This is a genomic window from Cellulomonas sp. WB94 (assembly GCF_003115775.1).
Taxonomy (GTDB): domain Bacteria; phylum Actinomycetota; class Actinomycetes; order Actinomycetales; family Cellulomonadaceae; genus Cellulomonas_A.
The window spans coordinates 765,742-791,563 of record NZ_QEES01000002.1 but is presented as its reverse complement, the minus strand read 5'-3'; the positions used below and the strand labels follow the sequence as shown (position 1 = coordinate 791,563).

The 25,822-nt window shown below is 69.4% G+C and carries 21 protein-coding genes and 1 tRNA gene; 20 read left to right on the top strand and 2 right to left on the bottom strand.

What is annotated here, in order from left to right; genetic code table 11:
* The first annotated feature begins 202 nt into the window (after window positions 1-202).
* From DDP54_RS04770 to rplA, 5 genes are all read left to right on the top strand, one after another.
* Window positions 203-275, top strand: a tRNA-Trp gene (locus DDP54_RS04770).
* 105 nt (window positions 276-380) lie between these two features.
* Entirely contained in the window at window positions 381-668 is a 288-nt protein-coding gene (gene secE, locus DDP54_RS18105; protein ID WP_109130776.1) for a preprotein translocase subunit SecE, read from the top strand.
* 74 nt (window positions 669-742) lie between these two features.
* The gene (nusG, locus tag DDP54_RS04760) at window positions 743-1,543 is read left to right on the top strand and encodes a transcription termination/antitermination protein NusG (protein ID WP_158274452.1); all 801 of its coding nucleotides are present in this window, start codon (window positions 743-745) and stop codon (window positions 1,541-1,543) included.
* An 80-nt stretch (window positions 1,544-1,623) separates the two neighbouring features.
* Window positions 1,624-2,055, top strand: a complete 432-nt coding sequence (gene rplK, locus DDP54_RS04755; RefSeq protein WP_109130775.1) for a 50S ribosomal protein L11 — start codon at window positions 1,624-1,626, stop codon at window positions 2,053-2,055.
* Between the two features lie 111 nt (window positions 2,056-2,166).
* Window positions 2,167-2,886, top strand: a complete 720-nt coding sequence (gene rplA, locus DDP54_RS04750) for a 50S ribosomal protein L1 (RefSeq protein ID WP_109130774.1) — start codon at window positions 2,167-2,169, stop codon at window positions 2,884-2,886.
* A 122-nt stretch (window positions 2,887-3,008) separates the two neighbouring features.
* On the opposite strand, the gene DDP54_RS04745 is transcribed toward rplA, so the two are convergent.
* Both DDP54_RS04745 and DDP54_RS04740 read right to left on the bottom strand, forming a co-directional pair.
* Window positions 3,009-3,902, bottom strand: coding sequence for a hypothetical protein (locus DDP54_RS04745; RefSeq protein ID WP_109130773.1), 894 nt, complete (start codon window positions 3,900-3,902; stop codon window positions 3,009-3,011).
* 5 nt (window positions 3,903-3,907) lie between these two features.
* Window positions 3,908-5,473: a peptidase S32 gene (locus DDP54_RS04740; protein WP_109130772.1), complete on the bottom strand. Its 1,566-nt coding sequence runs from the start codon at window positions 5,471-5,473 to the stop codon at window positions 3,908-3,910.
* 288 nt (window positions 5,474-5,761) lie between these two features.
* Here DDP54_RS04740 and DDP54_RS04735 point away from each other — a divergent pair, with 288 nt between their 5' ends.
* The 15 genes from DDP54_RS04735 (at window position 5,762) to rplW (ending at window position 25,791) form a co-directional block, all read left to right on the top strand.
* Window positions 5,762-6,391 (top strand): sigma-70 family RNA polymerase sigma factor, encoded by a 630-nt coding sequence (locus DDP54_RS04735; RefSeq protein WP_347338496.1) that lies wholly within the window; start codon window positions 5,762-5,764, stop codon window positions 6,389-6,391.
* The gene (locus DDP54_RS04730; RefSeq protein ID WP_109130770.1) at window positions 6,388-6,891 is read left to right on the top strand and encodes a hypothetical protein; all 504 of its coding nucleotides are present in this window, start codon (window positions 6,388-6,390) and stop codon (window positions 6,889-6,891) included. The genes DDP54_RS04735 and DDP54_RS04730 overlap by 4 nt, the downstream gene beginning before the upstream one ends.
* 5 nt (window positions 6,892-6,896) lie before the next feature.
* The gene (locus tag DDP54_RS04725; RefSeq protein WP_109130769.1) at window positions 6,897-9,536 is read left to right on the top strand and encodes a CHAT domain-containing protein; all 2,640 of its coding nucleotides are present in this window, start codon (window positions 6,897-6,899) and stop codon (window positions 9,534-9,536) included.
* A 242-nt stretch (window positions 9,537-9,778) separates the two neighbouring features.
* The gene (gene rplJ / locus DDP54_RS04720; protein WP_109130768.1) at window positions 9,779-10,312 is read left to right on the top strand and encodes a 50S ribosomal protein L10; all 534 of its coding nucleotides are present in this window, start codon (window positions 9,779-9,781) and stop codon (window positions 10,310-10,312) included.
* An 81-nt stretch (window positions 10,313-10,393) separates the two neighbouring features.
* Complete coding sequence (gene rplL, locus DDP54_RS04715) at window positions 10,394-10,777, top strand: 50S ribosomal protein L7/L12 (protein ID WP_109130767.1); 384 nt, start codon at window positions 10,394-10,396, stop codon at window positions 10,775-10,777.
* Between the two features lie 352 nt (window positions 10,778-11,129).
* Entirely contained in the window at window positions 11,130-14,645 is a 3,516-nt protein-coding gene (gene rpoB, locus DDP54_RS04710; protein WP_109130766.1) for a DNA-directed RNA polymerase subunit beta, read from the top strand.
* 119 nt (window positions 14,646-14,764) lie between these two features.
* Window positions 14,765-18,637: a DNA-directed RNA polymerase subunit beta' gene (locus DDP54_RS04705; protein ID WP_109130765.1), complete on the top strand. Its 3,873-nt coding sequence runs from the start codon at window positions 14,765-14,767 to the stop codon at window positions 18,635-18,637.
* A 475-nt stretch (window positions 18,638-19,112) separates the two neighbouring features.
* Window positions 19,113-19,487: a 30S ribosomal protein S12 gene (gene rpsL, locus DDP54_RS04700; protein WP_109130764.1), complete on the top strand. Its 375-nt coding sequence runs from the start codon at window positions 19,113-19,115 to the stop codon at window positions 19,485-19,487.
* Window positions 19,487-19,957 carry a 30S ribosomal protein S7 gene (rpsG, locus tag DDP54_RS04695; RefSeq protein WP_109130763.1) on the top strand — a complete coding sequence of 157 codons (471 nt, stop codon included), beginning with the start codon at window positions 19,487-19,489 and terminating at the stop codon, window positions 19,955-19,957. The genes rpsL and rpsG overlap by 1 nt, the downstream gene beginning before the upstream one ends.
* A 45-nt stretch (window positions 19,958-20,002) precedes the next feature.
* The gene (gene fusA, locus DDP54_RS04690; protein WP_109130762.1) at window positions 20,003-22,105 is read left to right on the top strand and encodes an elongation factor G; all 2,103 of its coding nucleotides are present in this window, start codon (window positions 20,003-20,005) and stop codon (window positions 22,103-22,105) included.
* A gap of 125 nt (window positions 22,106-22,230) precedes the next feature.
* Window positions 22,231-23,424, top strand: a complete 1,194-nt coding sequence (gene tuf / locus DDP54_RS04685) for an elongation factor Tu (RefSeq protein WP_109130761.1) — start codon at window positions 22,231-22,233, stop codon at window positions 23,422-23,424.
* A 377-nt stretch (window positions 23,425-23,801) separates the two neighbouring features.
* Window positions 23,802-24,110, top strand: coding sequence for a 30S ribosomal protein S10 (rpsJ, locus tag DDP54_RS04680; RefSeq protein ID WP_012867945.1), 309 nt, complete (start codon window positions 23,802-23,804; stop codon window positions 24,108-24,110).
* A 22-nt stretch (window positions 24,111-24,132) separates the two neighbouring features.
* Window positions 24,133-24,792 carry a 50S ribosomal protein L3 gene (rplC, locus tag DDP54_RS04675; protein WP_109130760.1) on the top strand — a complete coding sequence of 220 codons (660 nt, stop codon included), beginning with the start codon at window positions 24,133-24,135 and terminating at the stop codon, window positions 24,790-24,792.
* 4 nt (window positions 24,793-24,796) lie between these two features.
* Window positions 24,797-25,492: a 50S ribosomal protein L4 gene (gene rplD, locus DDP54_RS04670; protein WP_109130759.1), complete on the top strand. Its 696-nt coding sequence runs from the start codon at window positions 24,797-24,799 to the stop codon at window positions 25,490-25,492.
* Window positions 25,489-25,791, top strand: a complete 303-nt coding sequence (gene rplW, locus DDP54_RS04665) for a 50S ribosomal protein L23 (protein WP_109130758.1) — start codon at window positions 25,489-25,491, stop codon at window positions 25,789-25,791. Before rplD ends, rplW begins: the two co-directional genes overlap by 4 nt.
* Window positions 25,792-25,822 lie beyond the last annotated feature (31 nt).

Sequence of the window (25,822 nt, the reverse complement as noted above, 5' to 3'; positions counted from 1 at the left end):
CCCGGGCATCGCCCGGCGACCGGCGGACGGTCGACAGGCCTGCGGTCGGGGCGGGTTCGACCGTGGGCCACCTCTCGCGTAGAGTGAACCCCCGGCGGTTGACGTCCGCCATGATGAGCCATGCCTGCGCATCGGTAGGACCCGGTCGTCCGGAGCCCGCCGTTCGCCCGGGAGTGCCCGTCGTGGTGGTGAAGGCCGTCGTAGGGCAGTGGCGCAATTGGTAGCGCACCGGTCTCCAAAACCGGCGGTTGCGAGTTCGAGTCTCGCCTGCCCTGCGCATGCACATCACGGTCCGACGACCATCCGCGTCGGATGCGTGCGAACCTCCGGCAGTCCTGCCGGGTGGACGCACGGCACACGACGAGACGTAGGGGACAGCTGTGAGCGACACCGCACCAGCAGCGGCGTCCGACGCCGAGGGCTCCGCCCAGCGCGCCGAGCGTCCCAAGCCCGCGCGCCGCGGGTCCGAGCGCGCGGGGCTGTTCGCGCGGATCGTCCTGTTCGTGCGTCAGGTGATCGCCGAGCTGAAGAAGGTCGTGCGTCCGACCCGTTCGGAGCTCATCACCTACACCGGGGTCGTCCTGGTCTTCGTCGCGATCGTCATGGCATTCGTGACGGTCGTCGACTTCGGCATCGGCAAGCTGACGTTCTTGATCTTCAGCAGCTGATCCCCAGCATCATCGGTCGGCCGGGAAGCCGGCCGACCCCCGCAGCACAGTCGTTCTCAGGAAGCAGGTTCGCAGTGTCGTATGAGTCGCAGGAGCCCGAGCAGGGCGCTGCCGAGACGGAGCTCGAGGACGCCCTGGCGTCGGCCCGGGCGGTCGAGGTGCCCGCCGAAGGTTCTTCCGACCCCGACGCCGACGCCCCCGAGGCGGAGGTCGAGGACGAGGCTGCACCCGAGGAGCCCGCCGAGGAGTCGGCCGAGCCGACCGAGGACGAGCCCGACGTCGACGAGGACCCGGTCGCGGCGTTCAAGGCCCAGCTCCGCTCGCAGCCCGGGGACTGGTACGTCATCCACTCCTACGCGGGCTACGAGAACCGTGTGAAGGCGAACCTGGAGAACCGCACCCAGAGCCTGAACATGGAGGACTACATCCACCAGGTGGAGGTCCCCATGGAGGAGGTCACGGAGATCAAGAACGCGCAGCGCAAGATCGTGCGCCGCGTCCGGATCCCCGGGTACGTCCTCGTGCGCATGGACCTGACCGACGAGTCGTGGGGCGCCGTGCGCCACACCCCGGGCGTCACCGGCTTCGTGGGCCACACCCACCAGCCCGTGCCGCTCACGCTCGACGAGGTCTTCTCGATGCTCGCCCCGTCGCTCGAGCCCAAGACGGCGGCTCAGGCGGCACGTGCGAGCGCGGAGATCAAGGTCGACTTCACGATCGGCGAGTCGGTGACCGTCACGGACGGCCCCTTCGACACGCTGCCCGCGACGATCTCCGAGATCAACCCTGAGAACCAGAAGCTCAAGGTGCTCGTCTCGATCTTCGGCCGGGAGACCCCGGTCGAGCTGTCGTTCAGCCAGGTCGCCAAGATCTGACGAACGACCAGGACCACCGATGGCGTCGCGCGGCGTCGTCGGCCGCAAGTCACACCGAAGTTCACGAATAAGGACCCGACATGCCTCCCAAGAAGAAGGTCACCGGCCTGATCAAGCTCCAGATCAAGGCTGGGCTTGCCACGCCGGCGCCGCCGATCGGACCCGCACTGGGTCAGCACGGCGTCAACATCATGGAGTTCTGCAAGGCGTACAACGCGGCCACCGAGTCCCAGCGTGGCGACGTGATCCCTGTGGAGATCACGGTCTACGAGGACCGCTCCTTCACGTTCATCACGAAGACCCCGCCGGCAGCTGAGCTCATCAAGAAGGCCGCCGGTGTCGCCAAGGGCTCGCCGACGCCGCACACCGTCAAGGTGGCGAACCTCACGGCCGCCCAGGTGCGTGAGATCGCGACGACCAAGCTCGTCGACCTCAACGCCAACGACCTCGCCGCCGCCGAGAAGATCATCGCCGGCACCGCCCGTTCGATGGGCATCACGACCGATTCCTGACCGGCCCGGCCGCACCGCAGAACCTCGCACCACCAGCAGCACCCCAGAAGTTCAGTGGCAGGGCCCTGTGCGGTCCGCTGACCACGACTGCCGACCAAGGAGAACCAGCAGATGACGAAGCACAGCAAGGCGTACCGCGCCGCAGCCGAGAAGATCGAGGCCGGCCGGCTCTACGCGCCGCTCGAGGCCGTCCGCCTCGCGCAGGCCACGTCGACCACGAAGTACGACGGGACCGTCGAGGTCGCCCTCCGCCTCGGCGTCGACCCCCGCAAGTCGGACCAGATCGTCCGGGGCACAGTGAACCTGCCCCACGGCACCGGCAAGACCGCTCGGGTCCTGGTCTTCGCCACGGGTGAGCGCGCCGAGCAGGCACGCGCCGCTGGCGCCGACATCGTCGGTGGCGACGAGCTCATCGAGCGGGTTGCCGCGGGCTTCACGGACTTCGACTCCGCGGTCGCGACGCCCGACCTCATGGGCAAGGTCGGCCGGCTGGGCAAGGTTCTGGGTCCGCGCGGACTCATGCCGAACCCGAAGACGGGCACCGTGACGCTCGACGTCGCGAAGGCCGTGACGGACATCAAGGGCGGGAAGATCGAGTTCCGCGTCGACAAGCACGCGAACCTGCACTTCATCATCGGCAAGGTCTCGTTCAGCGACATCCAGCTGACCGAGAACTACGCCGCTGCGCTCGACGAGGTGCTGCGCGCCAAGCCGGCGTCCTCGAAGGGCCGCTTCATCACGAAGGCCACGTTCTCCACGACGAACGGTCCCGGGATCCTCGTCGACCAGAACAAGGTCAAGAACCTCACGTCCGAGGACGACGCCGCCTGACGTCCCCCGCACGCACGAAGGCCCGGTCCGCACGTCGGACCGGGCCTTCTCGCGTGCGGGCACGCGCCGCCGTGGCCTGCCCGCCCGGTCCCCCCTGCAGATCGGGCGAGCGCACGGCGAGATCAGGGGAGGTGGGCGGCGCCCGTGACGAGGTCGAGGGGACGCGCCCACAGGGCGGCCAGCCAGGCGTGGTCGTCCGCGGACGCCGACGCGCTGTCCGCCGCGAGCGCTGCGCTCCACTCGACGGCAGTGGCGATCGTGCGCGCCACCGCGAGTGCGCGGGTGGGCTCGGCCTGCCCGCCGAGCGCGCGGTAGGCCGCCAGGAAGTCTGCGACAGGGTCGATCTGCCAACCCGGGTCAAGCGCCGGGCCGAGCACGACGGCGATCCAGTCCAGCGCCGAGGCGACGTCCCACCGGGCATCGCCCCGGCCCGTGGACGCGCCGGGCAGCAGCTGTGCCGCCGGGATGGCGTGGTTCGCGTCGCGCGTGATGACGACGTCGTCGCCCGCCTCGCCGTGCACCCGGTGCGACGCGGACCAGCCGGCGCGGGCCTCGTCGACCGCTCGCCGCGTGGCCGGGTGTGCCCGGACGGCCCAGGCGCGTCCGGCCACGGCGGGCAGCTCGGTCACCCACGCAGGAACGGGCTCCTGGCTCAGCACCCACGGGAGCGGCGCCGACCGGGTGCCCGCATCCACGGGGCGTCGGTGGATGCGGACGAGCGCTGAGGCCCAGGCGCCCAGCAGGTCGCCGAGCTCGACCCTGAGCGGTGCCACAGGTCCCCGGTCGGTCAGTGCGTCGAGAAGGTCCGCGAGCTCGCCGGCGAGCGGGCGGCCGACGACGTCGGCTGTCGGAGCGGCGGCGGGGTCGCCGGCAGGGGTGCTGGCCGGCCCGACCGCGGTGCGTGACAGCTTGCCCGCCCGACCCGGCTCGCCGCGTGCGCCCCTCCTGGGACGCAGCGTGACGACCTGCCCGGCTCCGGCGTCGGCGCGCTCACCGTCCCCCAGAGTGACCGACATGGCGCTCAGTACCTCCGCGAGCCGCGGCCGAGCGCGGCGACGTAGCCAGCCCAGAACGCCCGCTCGAGCTGGGCGCGGGGGACCTCCCCGTCGGTGTGCCCGCCGCCGTTCGGCGCAGCGAACCGCTCCGTGAACGGTTCGGTGAACGGTTCGGTGAAGGGTTCCGTGAAGGGCTCGGTGAACGGCTCCGTGAACGGGTCGGCGAGGTACGCCTCGGTGAAGGGTTCGGTGAAGGGTTCCGTGAAGGGTTCCGTGAACGGTTCGGTGAAGGGTTCCGTGAACGGCTCTGTGAACGGCTGCGCCGCCGCGCCCCCCGTCTGCCGGGCAGAGACCGCGCCCGCACGCGCCGCGGACGACGTCCCGCTGGCGGTCGGGCGTCGCGCCGGCCCGGACCGGCCCGGCTCCCGCGGGTCGGCCGTGGTCAGCCACCGTCCCGCGCCGGTCGCCGCCGCCCAGGCGTCCAGGGCCGCGTCCCACCGTGCCGCCCGGGCGGCCTGCGCCGCGCGCGCGGCCCGGGTGGCTCGGCGGGCGGCCGACTTGGGCGTCGCGAGCTTGACGCCCAGCTCGTCGAGCACAGCATCGATGGGGTTGGCGAGGGCGAAGCTGCCGTCCTCCTCGCCGGCGAACAGCAGGCCGACGACGCGGCCGCGGTCGTCGACGACGACCGATCCCGAGTCGCCCCCGGCGGAGAACTCCGCCTCGGTCGGGTCGCGATCGATGCGCACCTGGTCACGCAGGGTGCGGACGCCGGTCTCGCCACCGAAGTCGATCTGCACGGTGAAGTCGACCGAGCTGACGGTCCCGCGGCGCAGCCCGGTCGTGCGGCCCCGCTTGCGCACCGTCTGACCGATCCGGGCGACGGCCCTGCCCTTGACCGGTCCGATGCCGATGACTCCCGGGTACCACTGCGTGCCGGGTGCGAGCAGGACGGCCGCGCCGTCGACCCGGTCGGAGATGACCGCGCGCTGCACGGTGCCAATCGGCGAACCGGCCATCGCTCCGTCGTCGATGCGTGACGGCTGGAGCTGGAGGTCGCCCGCGCGCCAGCCGGTGTCGACCGCGGCGACGTGGAAGTTGGTGAGCGCGAGCGTCCGGCCCGTGCGACGGTCGGTGACGAACGCACCGAGCGTCCCGGCGACGAGGTACTCGCCAGGGGCCCCGTCCACGACGGACCCTCCGCGCGGGACCGGACGGTACGGCCCCATGCTCGCCCCGCCGGCGAGCGGTCGGTACCGCCGCGTGTCGGTGGTGTCGGCGCCCGGCGTCGGTGCGACTGCCCCGGCGAACGGCACGAGGTGCGCCTGCAGGCGGATGCGGTGCTCGACGACATCGGTGGGGATGCCGTCGATCTCGGCGGGGATCAGCTGGTCCGCGGGCAGCCGGCTGACGTCGACCTTCTGGTTGACGTGCACGACGATCGACTCCGACCCCGTCGGCTCGCCGCGTGACACCTTCTCGCCGATGTCGACGCCGACGACCCCGGGCAACGCGATGAGCTGGTCCTCGACCCGCCGTTTGACCGGTCGGATCCGCTCGCGGTCAGGGGTCTGCCGGTCGGGAACTTCACTCATGGTGCTCTCTCCTTGCGGGCCGGCTCATCGGAGCGGGGCGTGGGTCGGGCGGTGGGTGCACGGTGGAAGAACCGCAGGTGCGGGTCCTGATACACGAGTGCTGACCTGTGCACGCTTCCGGGCCGAAGCCCGTGCGGCGGGTAGGTGGCCGGCATGTATCAGGGCACCCGTGGACCACTCCTCAGGTCATGACTCCGGCTGCACCGGTTGCTGCTTGTCGGAGTTGTCCGGGTCGCCCTAGTCTGGCAGGGACGGCCGCCCGACGATGCCCATGTGCGAGGGTCAATGATGAGTGACGACCGGGTAGGCCCTCTGGCCTCTGACCTGCAGTACCGGGGTAAGAGCCTGGCTGATCGGGCGGCCGACGCGGTGGTCGCGTACCGCGACGGTGACCGCGGGCCGTTGGCGGAGCTCGTCCCCGCGCTCACCCCGTTGCTGTGGCACACCGTGCGCGCCCAAGGGGCCGACCAGGAGCAGGCGCAGGACGTCGTCCAGGGTGTGTGGCTCTCGCTCGTCCGCGACCTCGAGACGATCCGCGACCCGCGCGCAGCGCTCCAGTGGATGCTCGTCACCGCGAAGCGTTCGGCGTGGCGCACGGTCCGCAAGTCGCGCGAGGACGCCGGACGCACCCGCAGCGACGAGGGCGCGACGCAGTGGCTCGCCGCCCCGGCCGAGGAGGTCCCCGAGGCGCTCGCCGTCCGCGACGAGCGCGACCGCATCCTGTGGGCGCACGTCCGCACGCTCCCCGACAGGTGCAGACGGCTGCTCGGTCTGGTCTCGCTCGTCGACCGGCCGGACTATGCGGTCGTGTCACGGACCCTGGGCATGCCGGTCGGCAGCATCGGTCCGACGCGCGGACGGTGCCTGGCCAAGCTGCGGATCGCGCTCACCGCCGACCCCGAGTGGGGTGTGCGATGAGCCCCGACGAGCTGACGCTCGCGCGCGTGGCTTCCGGCACGCTCGACGTCGTGGACGCGGAGATCCTGCACCGGCTGGCAGCGATCATCGAACGCGTCGACCCGGTGCCCGCCGGGCTGGTCGACAGCATCGGCCTGGCCCTGACCATCGACGCGCTCCACACCGAGATGGCGGAGCTGCGGCTGATCGGCGCCCCCGACCTCGCCCTGCGTTCGGAGGAGCCGAGCATCGAGGCCGCCACCATCACGTTCACGACCGACGTGCTCACCGTGATGATCACCGTGCATGCGGAGGCGGACCGCGTCCGCGTCGACGGCTGGGCGACCCCGCCTGCCTCGCTCGGCGTCGAGCTGCACCAGGGCGGTCTCGTCACGCGCGCGCAGTCCGACGCCGACGGCCGCTTCTCGTTCTCGGACCTCGGGCGAGGTCCGGCCAGGCTCGTCCTGCGCCGACCGGAGGACCCCGACCTGCCGGTCGTCACTCCGCAGATCGAGCTCTAGCGTCGATGACGGTCCGAGGCGGGCGCGCACCGGAGCGGGCCGCTGTTGACACCCTCGAGCGGCTGGCGGCCGTCGTCGACCGCGCCGTGGTGGAGAACGCCGAGGGTCAGCCCGCGCTCGCCGGTCGCCGCCTCCGACCCGTCCTGCGCCGCCTGGAGGGGCTGCCCCCGTCGGACGAGGTCGCGCGCGTGCGGGTCCGGGCGGCGATCGAGCTCGTCAAGAGCGACTACGAGCGACGCGGTGACGTCGAGACCCAGCTCACCCGGCTCGCCGAGCTTGCAGCGGCCGCGCACGCCGACGGAGCGTCGGGCTGGCCAGGGCTGGATCCGGCGCTCGCGGGCATGCGCGGTCTGCTCTACCTGCGCTCCGGGCGCCCGGAGGAGTCGCTCCACGCGCTCAACGAGGCCCTCGAGCACGTCCACGAGGCCGATGCCATCGACGCGTGCCGGGCGCTGCTGAACCGCGGCGTGCTGCACATGGATCGTGGCGAGCTGGCGCCGGCGCGCGCGGACCTGACCGAGTGCGCCGAGCGTGCAAGCGCGGCCGGCTTCGCCCGGCTCGTCTTCAAGGCGCAGCACAACCTGGGCTACCTGGAGTTCCTCGCCGGCCGGCTCCCGCTGGCGCTCGCGCGGATGGAGGAGGCCGCGCGCAGCCTGCCGGGCCGGACGCGCGCGATCGCGCTGCTCGACCGCGCACGTGTGCTGCTCGAGGCGGGGCTCGTCGGGGTCGCGGACGCGACGCTCGCTGAGGCTGCCGAGATCTTCGCTGCCGACCGGCTGGGCCACGACCTCGCGGAGAGCGAGCTGGTGCGCGCGGAGTGCGCGATGCTCCGCGGGGACGTCGACCACGCGCGTGCGCTCGTGACGTCGGCGCGGCGCCGGTTCGTGCGCCGTGGTGAGGAGTCGTGGGCGGTACGAGCCACCGTGATCGGTCTGCAGATCGATGCAGCGGACCTGGCGCGCCCGACGTCCTCGCCGACGAGCGACCCTGCGCAGCGCCGGGCGTGGGGCATCCTTGCCGCGCGCGCGGCCCGTCTCGAGCTGCTGTGCCGGCGTTCTGGCCGCCCGGTGTGGGCGTACGTCGCCTCGCTCGTCGGTCTCGAGGCCCGGCTGGCCCGTGGACCGGTGCCCGACGCGGCAGAGCGGCTCGCGGCGCTCGGACCGGTCTCGCCCGGGGACCCGATCACGGTGCGCCTGCACGGCCGGCGCATCCGGGCGCTGCTCGCGCTCGCGGCTGGTGACCGCACGCGTGCCGGGCGCCATGTCCGGGAGGGCCAGCGCGACCTCGGCGTGCACCGCGCGGGCTTCGGCTCGCTCGACCTGCGGACCGCTGCCGCCGTGCACGGGAGCCGCCTGGCCGAGATCGACATGGAGCTCGCGCTCACGAGCGGCCAGCCGTCGGCGGTCCTCGACGCGGCCGAACGCACCCGGGCTGTGGTCGGTGCGGTGCAGCGCGTCAACCCGCCGCGCGACCCCGAGTCGGCGGCGTTGCTCGCCGAGCTGCGCCAGCTGCTCGACGGCGCGCGCGGGATCGAGTCGTTGCCCGCGGCCGACCCGGAGCGCATCCGGGTCCGGCGCGACGCGCTCCGGCTGAAGCAGGCCATCTTGGCGCGGTCGTGGCACCGGGAGGGTCAGGCGGGGGAGGACCAGATCGGGACCACCCGGCAGGTCCGCGAGACCGTGCGCCTGCACCCGGGCACCACGGTGCTGGACGTCGCCGAGCATGCGGGTCGGCTCGTCGCCGTCCGTGTGGAGGATGACGAAGGACGGGGGCGCGTCAGCCTCCACGACCTGGGCGACGCGTCCCGCATGCGTGAGGCCGCCCGCCGGGTGCACGCCGACCTCGAGGTGGTCGCCAACACCCTCGTGCCGCTGCCGCTGCGGGCTGCCGCGTCTCGGTCGCTCACCCGCTGCCTGGAGGAGCTCGACGCGCAGATGCGTGACGTCCTGCGTTCGCCCGGACAGGTCGTCGTCGTCGCGAGCGGCTGGCTGGGGGTTGTCCCGTGGTCGATGCTCGCGTCCCGGCGCGGCCGGCCGACCGTCGTCGCGCCCTCCGTGCACCACTGGCGCACGCACGCGGGGTCGGCTTCCGGCGCGCTGCCGAACCTGAGTGCCGCGGCGGGCCCGGGGTTGCGGCACGCGGCGGACGAGGTGCGCGAGGTCGCCCGGCTCTGGCCGCAGGCCACGGTGCTCGCCGGCGAGGACGCGACCTGCGCGCGCACGATCGAGATGCTCGGCGCGCCCGGGATCGTCCACCTGGCCGCGCACGGTCGCCACGAGCCGGACAACCCCCTGTTCTCCTCGGTGCGCATGGCCGACGGCCCGTTGTTCGCCCACGAGCTCGACGCGGGCGGCGGAGCGCCCGAGCTCGTCGTGCTCTCGTGCTGCGAGGTCGGTCGTGCCAGCGTCCGTCCGGGCGGCGAGGCGCTGGGCTTTGCGAGCGTGCTGCTGCGCGGCGGTGTCGGCTGCGTCGTCGCAGCTCTCGCGCCCGTGTCGGACGAGGTGGCGCTGAGCGTCATGACACGCGTGCACGCGCTCCTCAGCGCGGGCCGCCCGGTGGCCGAGGCGCTCGCGACGGCGACCGCCGAGGGGTTCGAGGCCGACGGGGCCGTCGTCCCGCTGGTGAGCTTCGGTGCGCCCGTCTGAGCCGGGATTTGGCCACCGGTCGACCGTGACGTAGTCTCAGACCACCCAAGACCGCCGGTCGTCGTCCTCATGCAGCGCAGGTGTGCAGAGAACGCCCGAAGTCCCGCAGCAGCGGGAGCCAGCGCAGGTGAGAGTTTCGGTCCGCACGCCACGGCGTGCATGTCGAGCCCCGCGCCTGCGCGGGGCTCTTTCTCGTTGTGGGGCCGAGGACGACCGGTGGCATCACCACCGGAAGGATTGCCATGGCGAGGCCGGACAAGGCAGCCGATGTCGCAGAGCTCACGGACCGGTTCCGCGAGTCCAACGCGGCCGTGCTGACCGAGTACCGCGGGCTCACCGTTGCGCAGCTCAAGCAGCTGCGGCGCGCGCTCAGCGGCAACGCAACCTACGCCGTGGTGAAGAACACGCTGACCGCTATCGCGGCCAAGCAGGCGGGCGTCGAGGGTATCGACTCCCACCTGGCCGGTCCCTCGGCCATCGCCTTCGTGACCGGTGACCCGGTCGAGGCAGCCAAGGGTCTGCGTGACTTCGCCAAGGCGAACCCCGCACTGGTCATCAAGGGCGGTGTCCTCGAAGGACGCGCCCTGACCGCCGCGGACATCATCAAGCTCGCGGACCTCGAGTCCCGCGAGGTCCTGCTGGCCAAGACGGCCGGCGTGCTCAAGGCGTCGCTCTACCAGGCGGCGTACCTCTTCACGGCGCCTGCAGCGAAGGCCGTTCGCACCGTCGAGGCGTTGCGCGTCAAGCGCGACGAGCCCACCGAAGACGCAGCCTGAGCCATCCGGCCCAGCAGCTCGAACCCCCCGCTTGCGCCGACCACCGAGGTCGGCGGGCACGACACGGAAGGACACGCCATCATGGCGAAGCTCACGACTGACGAGCTCATCAACGCGTTCAAGGAGCTCACGCTCATTGAGCTCTCCGAGTTCGTCAAGGCCTTCGAGGAGACCTTCGAGGTCACCGCCGCGGCCCCCGTCGCCGTCGCCGCCCCCGCGGCTGCCGGTGCCGAGGCCGTCGTCGAGGAGGAGAAGGACGAGTTCGACGTCGTCCTCGAGGCCGCCGGCGAGAAGAAGATCCAGGTCATCAAGGAGGTGCGCGCCCTCACGAGCCTCGGCCTGAAGGAGGCCAAGGACCTCGTGGACGCCGCCCCCAAGGCCGTCCTGGAGGGTGTCAACAAGGAGGCCGCCGAGAAGGCCAAGGCGACCCTCGAGGGCGCCGGCGCGACCGTCACCCTCAAGTGACCCTCTGAGCTGCTTCGCAAGGAGCGGCTCACCTCAACGACGAGGCCCGCACCCCAGCAGGGGTGCGGGCTTTGTCGTGTCGGCCGGCGGTCGCCCGCGCTGCCGCCGAACTGGCCGACGCCAGCCTGACGTCGGGCGTTGTTGGACAACGCCGGGCCCTATTGGACAGCCTTGTCCAGGTGGGCTAGGCTAGCGCTTTGCGCTGGCTTGTGCCTGCGGCCCCCCGAACCCGACCCCGGATCGACATCGCCATGCTCGCCCCTCGGGCGCGTGCGGTCAACGGTATGGGACGGCTCGGCGGACGGCACTCTCAGCGCGCAGCGTGTACTCGATCTGCAGGGAAGGACCCCTCTTGGCTGCCTCGCGCACCCCTTCTGCTCCGTCCGCCGACGCTATCGCGAATCGCACCGCGTCTCGTCGCATCTCTTTCGCCAAGATCCACGAGCCGCTGGAGGTCCCGGACCTCCTCGGGCTCCAGACCGAGAACTTCGACTGGCTGCTCGGCAACGAGAAGTGGCAGGCGCGCGTCGCCACCGCACTCGAGACCGGCCGCCAGGACGTCCCGGAGACCGCCGGTCTGGAGGAGATCTTCGAGGAGATCTCTCCGATCGAGGACTTCGGCGGCTCCATGTCGTTGTCGTTCCGCGAGCACCGCTTCGAGCCGGCCAAGTACACGGCCGACGAGTGCAAGGAGAAGGACTTCACCTTCGCCGCGCCGCTGTTCGTCACGGCCGAGTTCGTCAACTACACGACCGGTGAGATCAAGAGCCAGACGGTCTTCATGGGCGACTTCCCGCTCATGACCGACCGCGGCACGTTCATCATCAACGGCACCGAGCGCGTCGTCGTCTCCCAGCTCGTCCGGTCCCCGGGCGTGTACTTCGAGCGCACCGCCGACAAGACGTCCGACAAGGACGTCTTCACCGCCAAGATCATCCCGAGCCGCGGTGCCTGGCTCGAGTTCGAGATCGACAAGCGCGACAACGTCGGCGTCCGCGTCGACCGCAAGCGCAAGCAGAACGCGACGGTGCTCCTCAAGGCCCTCGGCCTGAGCGAGGCCGAGATCCGCGAGGAGTTCGCGCAGTTCCCCGCGGTCATCGACACGCTCGAGAAGGACCACGTCACGACCGAGGAGGAGTCCCTCCTCGACCTCTACCGCAAGATCCGTCCGGGCGAGCCGCCCACGGTCGAGGCCGGTCGCGCGCTGATCGAGAACTTCTACTTCAACCCCAAGCGCTACGACCTCGCGAAGGTCGGCCGCTACAAGGTCAACAAGAAGCTCGGCATCGACGTGCCGCTGGGCGACTCGGTGCTGTCCACGGCCGACATCGTCGCCACGATCAAGTACCTCGCGGCGCTGCACGCCGACGTCGCGACGATCGACGGCCACCGTGCCGGCGAGTCCGTCGAGGTCCGCGTCGAGACGGACGACATCGACCACTTCGGCAACCGTCGCATCCGCGCGGTCGGCGAGCTCATCCAGAACCAGGTCCGCACGGGCCTGTCCCGGATGGAGCGCGTCGTGCGCGAGCGCATGACGACGCAGGACGTCGAGGCGATCACCCCGCAGACCCTGATCAACATCCGCCCGGTCGTGGCGTCGATCAAGGAGTTCTTCGGGACCTCGCAGCTGTCGCAGTTCATGGACCAGAACAACCCGCTCGCGGGGCTGACGCACAAGCGTCGTCTGTCCGCGCTCGGCCCGGGCGGTCTGTCCCGCGACCGCGCCGGCATGGAGGTCCGTGACGTCCACCCGTCGCACTACGGCCGCATGTGCCCGATCGAGACCCCAGAAGGCCCGAACATCGGCCTGATCGGCTCGCTCGCGACCTACGGACGGATCAACCCGTTCGGCTTCATCGAGACCCCGTACCGCGAGGTCGTGCACGGCAAGGTCACCGACGAGGTGCACTACCTCACGGCCGACGACGAGGACCGCTTCGTCATCGCCCAGGCCAACGCGCCGCTCAAGGCGAACGGTGCGTTCGCCGAGGAGCGCGTGCTCGTGCGCACCAAGGGCGGCGAGGTCGAGATCGTCCCCGGCGTGAACGTCGACTACATGGACGTCTCGCCGCGCCAGATGGTGTCGGTCGCGACGGCCCTGATCCCGTTCCTCGAGCACGACGACGCCAACCGCGCCCTCATGGGTGCCAACATGCAGCGCCAGGCCGTGCCGCTCGTCCGCTCCGAGGCCCCGGTCGTCGGTACCGGCATGGAGCGCCGTGCGGCCATCGACGCGGGCGACGTGATCGTCGCGGCGAAGCCGGGTGTCGTCACCGAGGTGTCGGCCGACCTGATCGTCATCGCGAACGACGACGGCACGACGACGACCCACCGGGTCGCGAAGTTCCGCCGCTCGAACCAGGGCACGAGCTACAACCAGCGCGTCGTCGTCGACCACGGCGCCCGCGTCGAGGTCGGCTCGGTGCTCGCCGACGGTCCCGCGACGGACGAGGGCGAGCTCGCGCTCGGCCGCAACCTGCTCGTCGGGCTCATGTCGTGGGAGGGGCACAACTACGAGGACGCGATCATCCTCAGCCAGCGCCTCGTGCAGGACGACGTCCTGTCCTCGATCCACATCGAGGAGCACGAGGTCGACGCCCGCGACACGAAGCTCGGCCCGGAGGAGATCACGCGGGACATCCCCAACGTCTCCGAGGAGGTCCTCGCGGACCTCGACGAGCGCGGGATCATCCGCATCGGCGCCGAGGTCTCGGCCGGCGACATCCTCGTCGGCAAGGTCACGCCCAAGGGCGAGACCGAGCTGACCCCGGAGGAGCGCCTGCTGCGGGCGATCTTCGGCGAGAAGGCGCGCGAGGTCCGCGACACGTCGCTCAAGGTTCCTCACGGCGAGTCCGGCACGGTCATCGAGGTCCGCACGTTCAACCGTGAGGACGGCGACGAGCTGCCCGCCGGCGTGAACGAGCTGGTCCGCGTGTACATCGCCCAGCGCCGCAAGATCACGCCCGGTGACAAGCTCGCCGGTCGTCACGGCAACAAGGGCGTCATCTCCACGATCCTCCCGGTCGAGGACATGCCGTTCCTTGCGGACGGCACCCCGCTCGACATCATCCTCAACCCGCTCGGTGTGCCCGGCCGCATGAACGTCGGCCAGGTGCTCGAGACCCACCTCGGGTGGATCGCCAAGCAGGGCTGGGACATCTCGCTGGCCGAGGGCGACGCTGCGTCGCTCGCGTGGCGTGACGGTGTGCCCGCGATCGCCGCGAAGTCGGCGCCCGGGGTCCCGGTCGCGACGCCGGTGTTCGACGGTGTCCCGGAGCAGACCCTCACCGGTCTGCTGTCCTCGACGCTGCCGAACCGTGACGGCGTGCGGATGGTCGACGGGACCGGCAAGGCGAGGCTCTTCGACGGTCGCTCCGGCGAGCCGTTCCCGGAGCCGGTCGCGGTCGGCTACATGTACATCCTCAAGCTCCACCACCTGGTCGACGACAAGATCCACGCGCGTTCGACGGGCCCGTACTCGATGATCACGCAGCAGCCGCTGGGTGGTAAGGCCCAGTTCGGTGGCCAGCGGTTCGGCGAGATGGAGGTGTGGGCGCTCGAGGCGTACGGCGCCGCCTACACGCTCCAGGAGCTGCTGACCATCAAGTCGGACGACGTCCCCGGACGCGTCAAGGTGTACGAGGCGATCGTCAAGGGGGAGAACATCCCCGACTCGGGCATCCCGGAGTCCTTCAAGGTCCTCCTCAAGGAGATGCAGTCGCTCTGCTTGAACGTCGAGGTCCTGTCGAGCGACGGCGTCTCGATCGACATGAAGGAGAACGACGACGAGGTCTACCGCGCGGCGGAGGAGCTCGGCATCGATCTCTCGCGTCGCCCGAACGCCAGCAGCATCGAAGAGATCTGAGATCGAGCACCGGTCGGTCGCCTGTCACCTGACGGCGACCGACCGGAGCCGACACACCCGTAGCACCCTCCATCCGCCGGAGCCCGTGAGGCCCGGCAAGCGAAGGAAGTAGGACCCCCTTGCTCGACGTCAACGTCTTCGATGAGCTGCGTATCGGACTTGCCACTGCCGAGGACATCCGCACCTGGTCGCACGGCGAGGTCAAGAAGCCCGAGACCATCAACTACCGCACGCTCAAGCCCGAGAAGGACGGACTCTTCTGCGAGAAGATCTTCGGCCCGACCCGGGACTGGGAGTGCTACTGCGGGAAGTACAAGCGCGTCCGCTTCAAGGGCATCATCTGCGAGCGCTGCGGCGTCGAGGTCACGCGCTCCAAGGTGCGCCGTGAGCGCATGGGCCACATCGAGCTCGCCGCGCCCGTCACGCACATCTGGTTCTTCAAGGGTGTCCCGTCGCGCCTCGGCTACCTGCTCGACCTCGCCCCGAAGGACCTCGAGAAGGTCATCTACTTCGCGGCCTACATGATCACGTCCGTCGACGTCGACGGCCGGCACGAGGACCTCCCCAACCTCCAGAACGAGATCGACCTGGAGAAGAAGGAGATCTCGGACCGTCGCGACAACGACATCAACACCCGCGCCACGAAGCTCGAGGCCGACCTGGCCGAGCTCGAGGCCGAGGGTGCCAAGGCCGACGCGCGCCGTAAGGTGCGCGACTCCGCCGAGCGCGAGATGGCGCAGATCCGCAAGCGTGCGGACGCTGACCTGGAGCGCCTCGACACGGTCTGGGACCGGTTCAAGAACCTCAAGGTCGCGGACCTCGAGGGCGACGAGATGCTGTACCGCCAGCTGCAGGACCGGTACGGCAACTACTTCGAGGGCTCGATGGGCGCCGCGGCGATCCAGAAGCGCCTCGAGGCGTTCGACCTCGAGGCCGAGTCGGACTCGTTGCGCGACATCATCAAGAACGGCAAGGGGCAGCGCAAGACGCGCGCGCTCAAGCGCCTGAAGGTCGTCAACGCGTTCCTCACGACGTCCAACTCGCCCACGGGCATGGTCCTCGACGCGGTCCCGGTGATCCCGCCGGACCTGCGCCCGATGGTCCAGCTCGACGGTGGCCGGTTCGCCACGTCGGACCTCAACGACCTGTACCGCCGGGTCATCAACCGCAACAACCGCCTCAAGCGGCTGCTGGACCTCGGCGCACCCGAGATCATCGTCAACAACGAGAAGCGGATGCTCCAGGAGGCCGTCGACTCGCTGTTCGACAACGGCCGCCGCGGCCGTCCGGTGACCGGACCGGGCAACCGCCCGCTCAAGTCCATCTCGGACATGCTCAAGGGCAAGCAGGGTCGGTTCCGCCAGAACCTCCTCGGCAAGCGCGTCGACTACTCGGGCCGTTCGGTCATCGTCGTCGGCCCGCAGCTCAAGCTGCACCAGTGCGGCCTGCCGAAGCAGATGGCGCTCGAGCTCTTCAAGCCCTTCGTCATGAAGCGGCTCGTCGACCTCAACCACGCGCAGAACATCAAGAGCGCGAAGCGCATGGTCGAGCGCGCGCGCCCGGTCGTGTGGGACGTCCTCGAAGAGGTCATCACCGAGCACCCCGTGCTGCTGAACCGTGCGCCCACGCTGCACCGTCTCGGTATCCAGGCGTTCGAGCCGCAGCTCGTCGAGGGCAAGGCCATCCACCTGCACCCGCTCGTCTGCGCGGCGTTCAACGCCGACTTCGACGGTGACCAGATGGCTGTCCACCTGCCCTTGAGCGCCGAGGCGCAGGCCGAGGCCCGCATCCTCATGCTCTCGAGCAACAACATCCTCAAGCCGTCGGACGGCCGTCCGGTGACCATGCCCTCCCAGGACATGATCATCGGGCTCTACCACCTGACGAACGACAAGGACGACCCGATCGGTGCAGGTCGCGTCTTCTCCTCGGTCTCCGAGGCGGTCATGGCGTTCGACCAGAAGTCGCTCGACCTGAACGCCCCGGTCGGGATCCGTCTCGACGACCTGATCCTCGCGGAGCAGGACGCGCCTGAGGGCTGGGTGCAGGGCGGGACCCTGACGTACCAGACGACCCTGGGTCGCGCGCTGTTCAACGAGCTGCTCCCGGTCGACTACCCGTACGAGAACGGCGTCGTCGACAAGAAGCGGCTGTCGGTCATCGTCAACGACCTCGCCGAGCGCTACCCGAAGGTCGCGGTCGCCGCGTCCCTCGACGCGCTCAAGGAGGCCGGCTTCCGCTGGGCCACCCGTTCGGGCGTCACGATCGCCATCTCCGACGTCGCCACCCCGGCTGCGGAGAAGGCGGAGATCCTCGAGGAGCACGAGGGGCGCGCCGCCAAGGTGCAGGGCCAGTACGAGAAGGGCCTGATCACCGACGACGAGCGTCGCCAGGAGCTCATCGAGATCTGGACGCAGGCGACCGACAAGGTCGCCGACGCGATGCGGGCCAACTTCCGCAAGGACAACACCGTCTACAAGATGGTCGGTTCCGGTGCTCGTGGTAACTGGATGCAGGTCCGTCAGATCGCCGGTATGCGCGGCCTCGTGGCGAACCCCAAGGGCGAGATCATCCCGCGCCCCATCAAGGCGAACTACCGCGAGGGCCTGTCGGTCCTGGAGTACTTCATCGCGACGCACGGTGCTCGCAAGGGCCTGGCGGACACCGCTCTGCGGACCGCCGACTCGGGCTACCTGACGCGTCGTCTGGTGGACGTCTCGCAGGACGTCATCGTTCGTGAGGAGGACTGCGGCACCGAGCGCGGTCTCGTCATGACGGTGGGCGTCCCGGGAGCCGACGGCACGCTGCGCCGCCACGACAAGGTCGAGACGAGCGTCTACTCGCGCACGCTGTCGACCGACGTCGAGATCGACGGCAACGTCATCGGCCACGCGGGCGACGACGTGGGCGACGTGCTCATCGACTCGCTGCTCGCCGCGGGAGTCACGGACCTCAAGGTCCGCTCGGTCCTGACCTGCGAGTCGCGGGTCGGCACGTGCGCCAAGTGCTACGGCCGCTCGCTCGCGACCGGCAAGCTCGTGGACATCGGCGAGGCCGTCGGCATCATCGCGGCCCAGTCGATCGGCGAGCCCGGCACGCAGCTCACGATGCGTACCTTCCACACGGGTGGTGTGGCCTCGGCCGACGACATCACCCAGGGTCTGCCCCGTATCCAGGAGCTCTTCGAAGCCCGCACCCCCAAGGGTGAGGGACCGATCGCGGAGTTCTCGGGCCGGATCACGATCGACGAGTCCGACCGGACCCGCCGCATCATGCTGACCCCGGACGACGGCTCGGAGGAGCTGGCGTACCCGATCACGAAGCGGTCGCGCCTGCTCGTCAGCGACGGCGACCACGTCGAGGTCGGCACGCAGCTCGTCGTCGGTGCGGTCGACCCCAAGAAGGTCCTGCGCATCCTCGGCCCGCGTGCGACGCAGAAGCACCTGGTCGACGAGGTGCAGGAGGTCTACCGCTCGCAGGGCGTGGACATCCACGACAAGCACATCGAGGTCATCGTCCGGCAGATGCTGCGCCGGGTGACGGTCCTCGACTCGGGCGACACGGACCTCCTGCCCGGCGAGCTCGCCGAGCGTGGCCGGTTCGAGGACGCGAACCGTCGGGCGGTGTCCGAGAGCGGGCAGCCGGCCTCGGGCCGTCCGGAACTCATGGGCATCACGAAGGCGTCGCTCGCGACCGACTCGTGGCTGTCCGCGGCCTCCTTCCAGGAGACGACGCGTGTCCTCACCGAGGCCGCGATGTCGGGGCGCAGCGACCCGCTGCTGGGCCTCAAGGAGAACGTCATCCTCGGCAAGCTCATCCCCGCCGGCACGGGCCTGGCCCGCTACCGCAACGTGGTGGTCGAGCCGACCGAGGAGGCGAAGGCCGAGCTGTACCCGTCCTTCGGCTACGACGAGATCGACTTCCCGTCCCTGGGCCTCGGCTCGGGCGAGGCAGTCCCGCTCGAGGACATCGACTTCGGCGACTTCCGCTGACGTCAGTCCGTTGATCTGCCCCGAGGGGGCCCGCCGATCCGGTGGGCCCCCTCGGTCCGTCCGGCCGCCTGTCCGGGTGCGCCCCGCTGTGACGCACCTTGCTTTGACGGACTCGCCACGCGGACGGTAATGTTGGCCACCGTGCCCGCGCCGTCGGGCCCTCGTGCGTGCACACCGCCGGACGCTCTAGGGGTTCACTCCCCGGGCCAGGGTGCGGTGCGCCGGGTGGAGTTCCTCTTCACCGCGTGCGACATACCGTCGATGAGCAGTTCGGCGGGGTGCCGCCGCGGGCATCGAGGGCGACACGCCCGGGCGCGTGGGTCGCAGTTCGACGGCACAGGACGCAAGGCCCTCGGGCCGCCGGACGAACGCGCCGCTCCACCAGAAGGTGCGCGGGGCGCTGCGGACGTCGGTCCCACCAGGTCGGGCTAGGTCCCGGCCGATCAGAGCGTCAACGAGAAGACACGGAGATGTAGTGCCTACGATCCAGCAGCTGGTCCGCAAGGGCCGCAAAGCCAAGGTCAACAAGTCCAAGACGCCGGCGCTCAAGGGCAGCCCGCAGCGGCGCGGTGTGTGCACCCGCGTCTACACGACGACCCCGAAGAAGCCGAACTCGGCTCTCCGCAAGGTCGCGCGCGTCAAGCTCTCCAGCCAGGTCGAGGTCACGGCCTACATCCCCGGTGTGGGACACAACCTGCAGGAGCACTCCATCGTGCTCGTGCGCGGCGGCCGCGTGAAGGACCTCCCCGGTGTCCGCTACAAGATCGTCCGTGGCGCCCTCGACACCCAGGGTGTGAAGAACCGCAAGCAGGCCCGTAGCCGTTACGGCGCCAAGAAGGACAAGCGCTAATGCCTCGTAAGGGTCCCGCCCCGAAGCGGCCACTCATCATCGACCCGGTCTACGGATCGCCGGTCGTCACGCAGCTCATCAACAAGGTCCTCATGGACGGCAAGAAGTCCGTCGCCGAGGCCATCGTGTACGGCGCCCTCGAGGGTGTGCGCGACAAGACGCAGGGCGACCCGGTCGTCGTGCTCAAGCGCGCGCTCGAGAACGTCCGCCCGGCCCTCGAGGTGCGTTCGCGCCGCGTCGGTGGCGCGACCTACCAGGTGCCCGTCGAGGTCCGCCCGGTGCGCTCGACCACGCTCGCCCTGCGCTGGCTCACCGACTACTCGCGTGCACGTCGCGAGAAGACGATGACCGAGCGACTCATGAACGAGATCCTCGATGCCAGCAACGGCCTGGGTGCAGCGGTCAAGCGCCGCGAGGACATGCACAAGATGGCCGAGTCCAACAAGGCGTTCGCGCACTACCGCTGGTGATCCCCGCGACCGCGAACCCAAGCCAACCGACAAGGGGCTGAACACGTGGCACTTGACGTGCTGACGGACCTCAACAGGGTCCGGAACATCGGCATCATGGCGCATATCGATGCCGGCAAGACGACGACGACCGAGCGGATCCTGTTCTACACCGGGGTCAACTACAAGATCGGTGAGACGCACGACGGTGCGTCGACGATGGACTGGATGGAGCAGGAGCAGGAGCGCGGCATCACGATCACGTCCGCCGCGACGACCTGCTACTGGAAGAACAACCAGATCAACATCATCGACACGCCGGGCCACGTGGACTTCACGGTCGAGGTCGAGCGCTCGCTGCGCGTCCTCGATGGTGCCGTCGCGGTCTTCGACGGCAAGGAGGGCGTCGAGCCCCAGTCGGAGACCGTCTGGCGACAGGCCGACAAGTACGAGGTCCCGCGCATCTGCTTCGTCAACAAGATGGACAAGCTGGGCGCTGACTTCTACTTCACGGTGAAGACGATCGTGGACCGCCTCAAGGCCAAGCCGCTGGTCATCCAGCTGCCGATCGGCTCGGAGAGCGAGTTCACGGGAGTCGTCGACCTGGTCGAGCAGAAGGCGCTCATCTGGCGCGGCGAGACCAAGCTGGGCGAGGAGTACTCCACCGAGGACATCCCCGCGGACCTCGTCGAGAAGGCGGCTCAGTACCGCGCCGAGCTCATCGAGGCCGTCGCCGAGGCGAACGAGACGCTGCTCGAGAAGTACCTGAACGGCGAGGAGCTCACGGTCGCGGAGATCAAGGCCGGTATCCGGGAGCTGACGATCAAGTCGCTCGCGTACCCGGTCCTGTGCGGGTCGGCGTTCAAGAACAAGGGCGTCCAGCCCATGCTCGACGCCGTCATCGACTACCTCCCGACGCCGCTCGACGTGCCTGCTGTCGAGGGGCACGACGTCCACGACGAAGAGATCATCATCGAGCGTCACCCCGACGCGACGGAGCCGTTCGCGGCTCTGGCGTTCAAGGTCGCGACGCACCCGTTCTTCGGCAAGCTGACGTATGTCCGGGTCTACTCGGGACACGTCGCGCAGGGCGCCCAGGTCTACAACGCCACCAAGGGCAAGAAGGAGCGCATCGGGAAGCTCTTCCAGATGCACTCCAACAAGGAGAACCCGGTGGAGGAGGCCACGGCAGGCCACATCTACGCGTTCATCGGCCTCAAGGACGTCACCACCGGTGACACGCTGTGCGACCCGAGCAACCTGATCGTGCTCGAGTCCATGACGTTCCCCGAGCCCGTCATCGACGTGGCGATCGAGCCGAAGACGAAGGGCGACCAGGAGAAGCTGTCGGTCGCGATCCAGAAGCTCGCCGAGGAGGACCCGACGTTCCGGGTCCGCCACGACGAGGAGACCGGCCAGACCGTCATCGGCGGCATGGGCGAGCTCCACCTGGACATCCTCGTCGAGCGCATGCGGCGCGAGTTCCACGTCGACGCCAACGTCGGCAAGCCGCAGGTCGCGTACCGGGAGACGATCCGTCGCTCGGTCGAGAAGATGGACTACGTCCACAAGAAGCAGACCGGTGGATCCGGGCAGTACGCCAAGGTCCAGATGTCCTTCGAGCCGCTGGACCCCGCCCTCGGCGAGATCTACACGTTCGAGAACAAGGTCACCGGTGGTCGTATCCCGCGGGAGTACATCCCCTCGATCGATGCTGGTGTCCAGAGCGCGATGCAGCTGGGCGTGCTGGCGGGCTACCCGCTCGTCGGCGTCAAGGCGATCCTGCTCGACGGCGCTGCGCACGACGTGGACTCCTCGGAGATGGCGTTCAAGATCGCCGGCTCGATGATCCTCAAGGAGGCCGTCCGCAAGGCCGACCCGGTTCTGCTGGAGCCGGTCATGTCGGTCGAGGTGCGGACGCCCGAGGACTACATGGGTGACGTCATCGGCGACATCAACTCGCGCCGCGGCATGATCCAGTCCATGGAGGACGCGACGGGCGTGAAGGTGATTCGCGCTCTCGTGCCACTCTCTGAGATGTTCGGGTACGTGGGTGACCTGCGGTCGAAGACCCAGGGTCGCGCCGTGTACTCGATGCAGTTCGACAGCTACGCCGAGGTTCCTCGGAACGTTGCCGAAGAGATCATCAAGAAGACCCGGGGCGAGTAAGTCCCACAGGTCGCAACCTGTAGCTCTACACCACACAACCGACCCGTAGGACCGCACGTCCCGCAGGTGCCACCATGGCCCTGGAGTCGTTCGGCAATCTCTACCAGAGTCCTGAGGAGGACCCAGTGGGCAAGGCGAAGTTCGAGCGGACCAAGCCGCACGTCAACATCGGGACCATTGGTCACGTCGACCACGGCAAGACGACGCTGACGGCCGCGATCTCGAAGGTGCTGCACGACAAGTACCCCACCCTGAACCCCTTCACGCCGTTCGACCAGATCGACAAGGCGCCTGAAGAGAAGCAGCGCGGTATCACGATCAACATCGCGCACGTCGAGTACCAGACCGAGAAGCGCCACTACGCGCACATCGATGCGCCTGGTCACGCCGACTACATCAAGAACATGATCACGGGTGCCGCGCAGATGGACGGCGCGATCCTCGTGGTCGCGGCGACCGACGGCCCCATGGCCCAGACGCGTGAGCACGTCCTGCTCGCCCGTCAGGTCGGCGTGCCGTACCTGCTCGTCGCGCTGAACAAGTCCGACGCGGTCGACGACGAGGAGCTCCTGGAGCTCGTCGAGGTCGAGGTGCGCGAGCTGCTCACGGCTCAGGGCTTCGACGGCGACAACGTGCCGGTCATCCGGGTCTCGGCGCTCAAGGCGCTCGAGGGCGACCCCGAGTGGGTCAAGCAGATCGATGCTCTCCTCGAGGCCATCGACGAGAACGTCCCGGACCCGATCCGCGACATCGACAAGCCGTTCCTCATGCCGATCGAGGACGTCTTCACGATCACCGGTCGTGGCACGGTCGTCACCGGTCGCGTCGAGCGCGGCAAGCTCAAGGTGAACGAGGAGGTGGAGATCGTCGGCATCAAGGAGAAGGCGATCAAGACCACGGTCACCGGCGTCGAGATGTTCCGCAAGCTGCTCGACTACGCGGAGGCCGGCGAGAACGTCGGTCTGCTGCTGCGTGGCACGAAGCGTGAGGACGTCGAGCGCGGCCAGGTCGTCGTCAAGCCCGGCTCGATCACGCCGCACACGGAGTTCCGCGGCCAGGTCTACATCCTGGCCAAGGACGAGGGCGGGCGTCACAACCCTTTCTACGGGAACTACCGTCCCCAGTTCTACTTCCGCACCACCGACGTCACCGGCGTCATCACGCTGCCCGAGGGCACCGAGATGGTCATGCCCGGTGACAACACCGAGATCACGGTCCAGCTGATCCAGCCGATCGCGATGGAGGAGGGCCTCGGCTTCGCCATCCGTGAGGGTGGCCGTACCGTCGGCTCAGGCAAGGTCATCGAGATCATCAAGTGATGTGACGCAGGGCCCGGGCGTTCGCGCCCGGGCCCTGCCCACGTCAGTCCCCGGTCCTCGCGTCCTGAGGGCCGGAGTGCCAGCGCCTCCGCGATTGGTCTTACGCGGGGGAATCTGGCACACTTGTCAGGTTGCCCGGTGCGGGTGCGCACACGTGCGCACATGCGCGTGTGTTTGCAAGAACGCCACGGGCGCCAACACGTTGAGAGCTCTGCAGGCCCCGGGGTCACCCGGTGGCGGAGCTCAGTCAGCAACCATCGATCTCGCTCGGGCCGGTTGCGGCCCGGTGCGCAGCGCGAGGGTATGTCGTCAAGAGCGACACGCCCGAGTGCGGGGGTCGGACAGATGCGGTTCGAGAGAGAGAAGTAGACGACGCCATGGCGGGACAGAAGATCCGCATCAGGCTCAAGTCCTACGACCACGAGGTCATCGACAGCTCGGCGCGCAAGATCGTCGACACGGTGACACGCGCTGGTGCAACGGTCGTGGGTCCGGTGCCGCTGCCGACGGAGAAGAACGTCTTCTGCGTCATCAGGTCGCCTCACAAGTACAAGGACAGCCGCGAGCACTTCGAGATGCGCACGCACAAGCGGCTCATCGACATCATCGATCCCACGCCGAAGGCGGTCGACTCGCTCATGCGTCTCGACCTGCCGGCCGACGTGAACATCGAGATCAAGCTCTGACGCTGGGAAGGAACTGATTTCTATGACCACCCAGCAGAACGCGCGGCCCGTCACGGCCCTGCTCGGCACCAAGCTCGGCATGACTCAGGTGTGGGACGCCAACGGGCGTCTCGTCCCCGTCACTGTCGTGCAGGTCGGGACGAACGTCGTGACGCAGGTCCGCTCCGCTGAGACTGACGGCTACGGCTCGGTTCAGCTGGCCTACGGCCAGATCGACCCGCGCAAGGTGACGCAGCCGCTGAAGGGCCACTTCGAGAAGGCCGGGGTTACCCCCCGCCGGCACGTGGCTGAGATCCGTACGTCCGACTCGGCCGAGTACACGCTCGGCCAGGAGATCACCGCGGCTGCCTTCGAGGCCGGCGCGCTGGTGGACGTCATCGGCACCACCAAGGGCAAGGGCACCGCCGGCGTCATGAAGCTTCACGGCTTCCACGGCGACTCCGCCTCGCACGGTGCGCACCGCAACCACCGCAAGCCCGGCTCGATCGGTGGGGCATCGACCCCGTCGCGCGTGTTCAAGGGCATGAAGATGGCCGGCCGCATGGGCGTCAACCGCCAGACGACGCAGAACCTGACCGTGCACGCGGTCGACGTCGAGAAGGGCCTGGTGCTCGTCAAGGGCGCTGTTCCGGGCCCCAAGGGTGGCGTCGTCGTCGTGCGCTCCGCAGCGAAGGGGGCATGACCTCATGTCTGAAACGCTTACCGTCGACGTCCTGAACGCGGACGGCAAGAAGGCCGGCACCACCGACCTTCCCGCCGACGTGTTCAACGTCCAGACGAACATCCCGCTGATCCACCAGGTCGTCGTCGCGCAGCGCGCGGCGGCTCGCCAGGGCACCGCCTCGACGAAGACTCGTGGCGAGGTCCGCGGTGGCGGTCGCAAGCCGTACAAGCAGAAGGGCACAGGTCGCGCCCGCCAGGGTTCGACGCGCGCCCCGCAGTTTGCCGGCGGTGGCGTGGTCCACGGACCCACCCCGCGCGACTACAGCCAGCGCACCCCGAAGAAGATGAAGGCCGCGGCGCTCCGCGGTGCTCTCTCGGACCGCGCCCGCGCAGGTCGTGTGCACGTCGTCACGGGGTTCGCCCCGGGTGCCGCGCCCTCGACCAAGTCGGCCGTCAAGGTTCTCGCGAACCTGTCGGGCCGCAAGAACGTCCTGGTGGTCGTCGAGCGTGCTGACGAGATCACGTGGAAGTCGCTGCGCAACGTCGACCGGGTGCACCTGCTGGTCGCCGACCAGCTCAACACCTATGACGTGCTCATCTCGGACGACATCGTCTTCACGCAGGGCGCTCTCGACACGTTCCTCGCCGGTCCGGTGACGGGCAAGTCGGTCTCTGCTGTTGCGACCGAGTCCGAGGCCGCTGAGGAGGAGACCAAGTGACCGCCGTCGCCAAGGACCCGCGCGACATTCTGTTCGCGCCGGTCGTCTCGGAGAAGAGCTACGGGCTTCTCGACGAGGGGAAGTACACCTTCGTCGTCGACCCGCGTGCGAACAAGACGGAGATCAAGATCGCGATCGAGCAGATCTTCTCGGTCAAGGTCGCCTCGGTGAACACGATCAACCGTAAGGGCAAGGCCCGGCGGACCAAGTTCGGCATCGGCCGCCGTAAGGACACGAAGCGAGCGATCGTCACCCTCCGCGAGGGCACGATCGACATCTTCGGCGGACCGGTCGGCTGAGCCGGACCTGAGAGCAGATTGAGGACACGTC

Coding starts and splice junctions, on each gene's coding strand:
- rplK (WP_109130775.1), top strand. CDS start 1,624: ATGCCTCCCAAGAAGAAGGTCACCGGCCTGATCAAGCTCCAGATCAAG.
- rplA (WP_109130774.1), top strand. CDS start 2,167: ATGACGAAGCACAGCAAGGCGTACCGCGCCGCAGCCGAGAAGATCGAG.
- DDP54_RS04745 (WP_109130773.1), bottom strand. CDS start 3,902: ATGTCGGTCACTCTGGGGGACGGTGAGCGCGCCGACGCCGGAGCCGGG.
- DDP54_RS04740 (WP_109130772.1), bottom strand. CDS start 5,473: ATGAGTGAAGTTCCCGACCGGCAGACCCCTGACCGCGAGCGGATCCGA.
- DDP54_RS04735 (WP_347338496.1), top strand. CDS start 5,762: ATGAGTGACGACCGGGTAGGCCCTCTGGCCTCTGACCTGCAGTACCGG.
- DDP54_RS04730 (WP_109130770.1), top strand. CDS start 6,388: ATGAGCCCCGACGAGCTGACGCTCGCGCGCGTGGCTTCCGGCACGCTC.
- DDP54_RS04725 (WP_109130769.1), top strand. CDS start 6,897: ATGACGGTCCGAGGCGGGCGCGCACCGGAGCGGGCCGCTGTTGACACC.
- rplJ (WP_109130768.1), top strand. CDS start 9,779: ATGGCGAGGCCGGACAAGGCAGCCGATGTCGCAGAGCTCACGGACCGG.
- rplL (WP_109130767.1), top strand. CDS start 10,394: ATGGCGAAGCTCACGACTGACGAGCTCATCAACGCGTTCAAGGAGCTC.
- rpsG (WP_109130763.1), top strand. CDS start 19,487: ATGCCTCGTAAGGGTCCCGCCCCGAAGCGGCCACTCATCATCGACCCG.
- rpsJ (WP_012867945.1), top strand. CDS start 23,802: ATGGCGGGACAGAAGATCCGCATCAGGCTCAAGTCCTACGACCACGAG.
- rplC (WP_109130760.1), top strand. CDS start 24,133: ATGACCACCCAGCAGAACGCGCGGCCCGTCACGGCCCTGCTCGGCACC.
- rplD (WP_109130759.1), top strand. CDS start 24,797: ATGTCTGAAACGCTTACCGTCGACGTCCTGAACGCGGACGGCAAGAAG.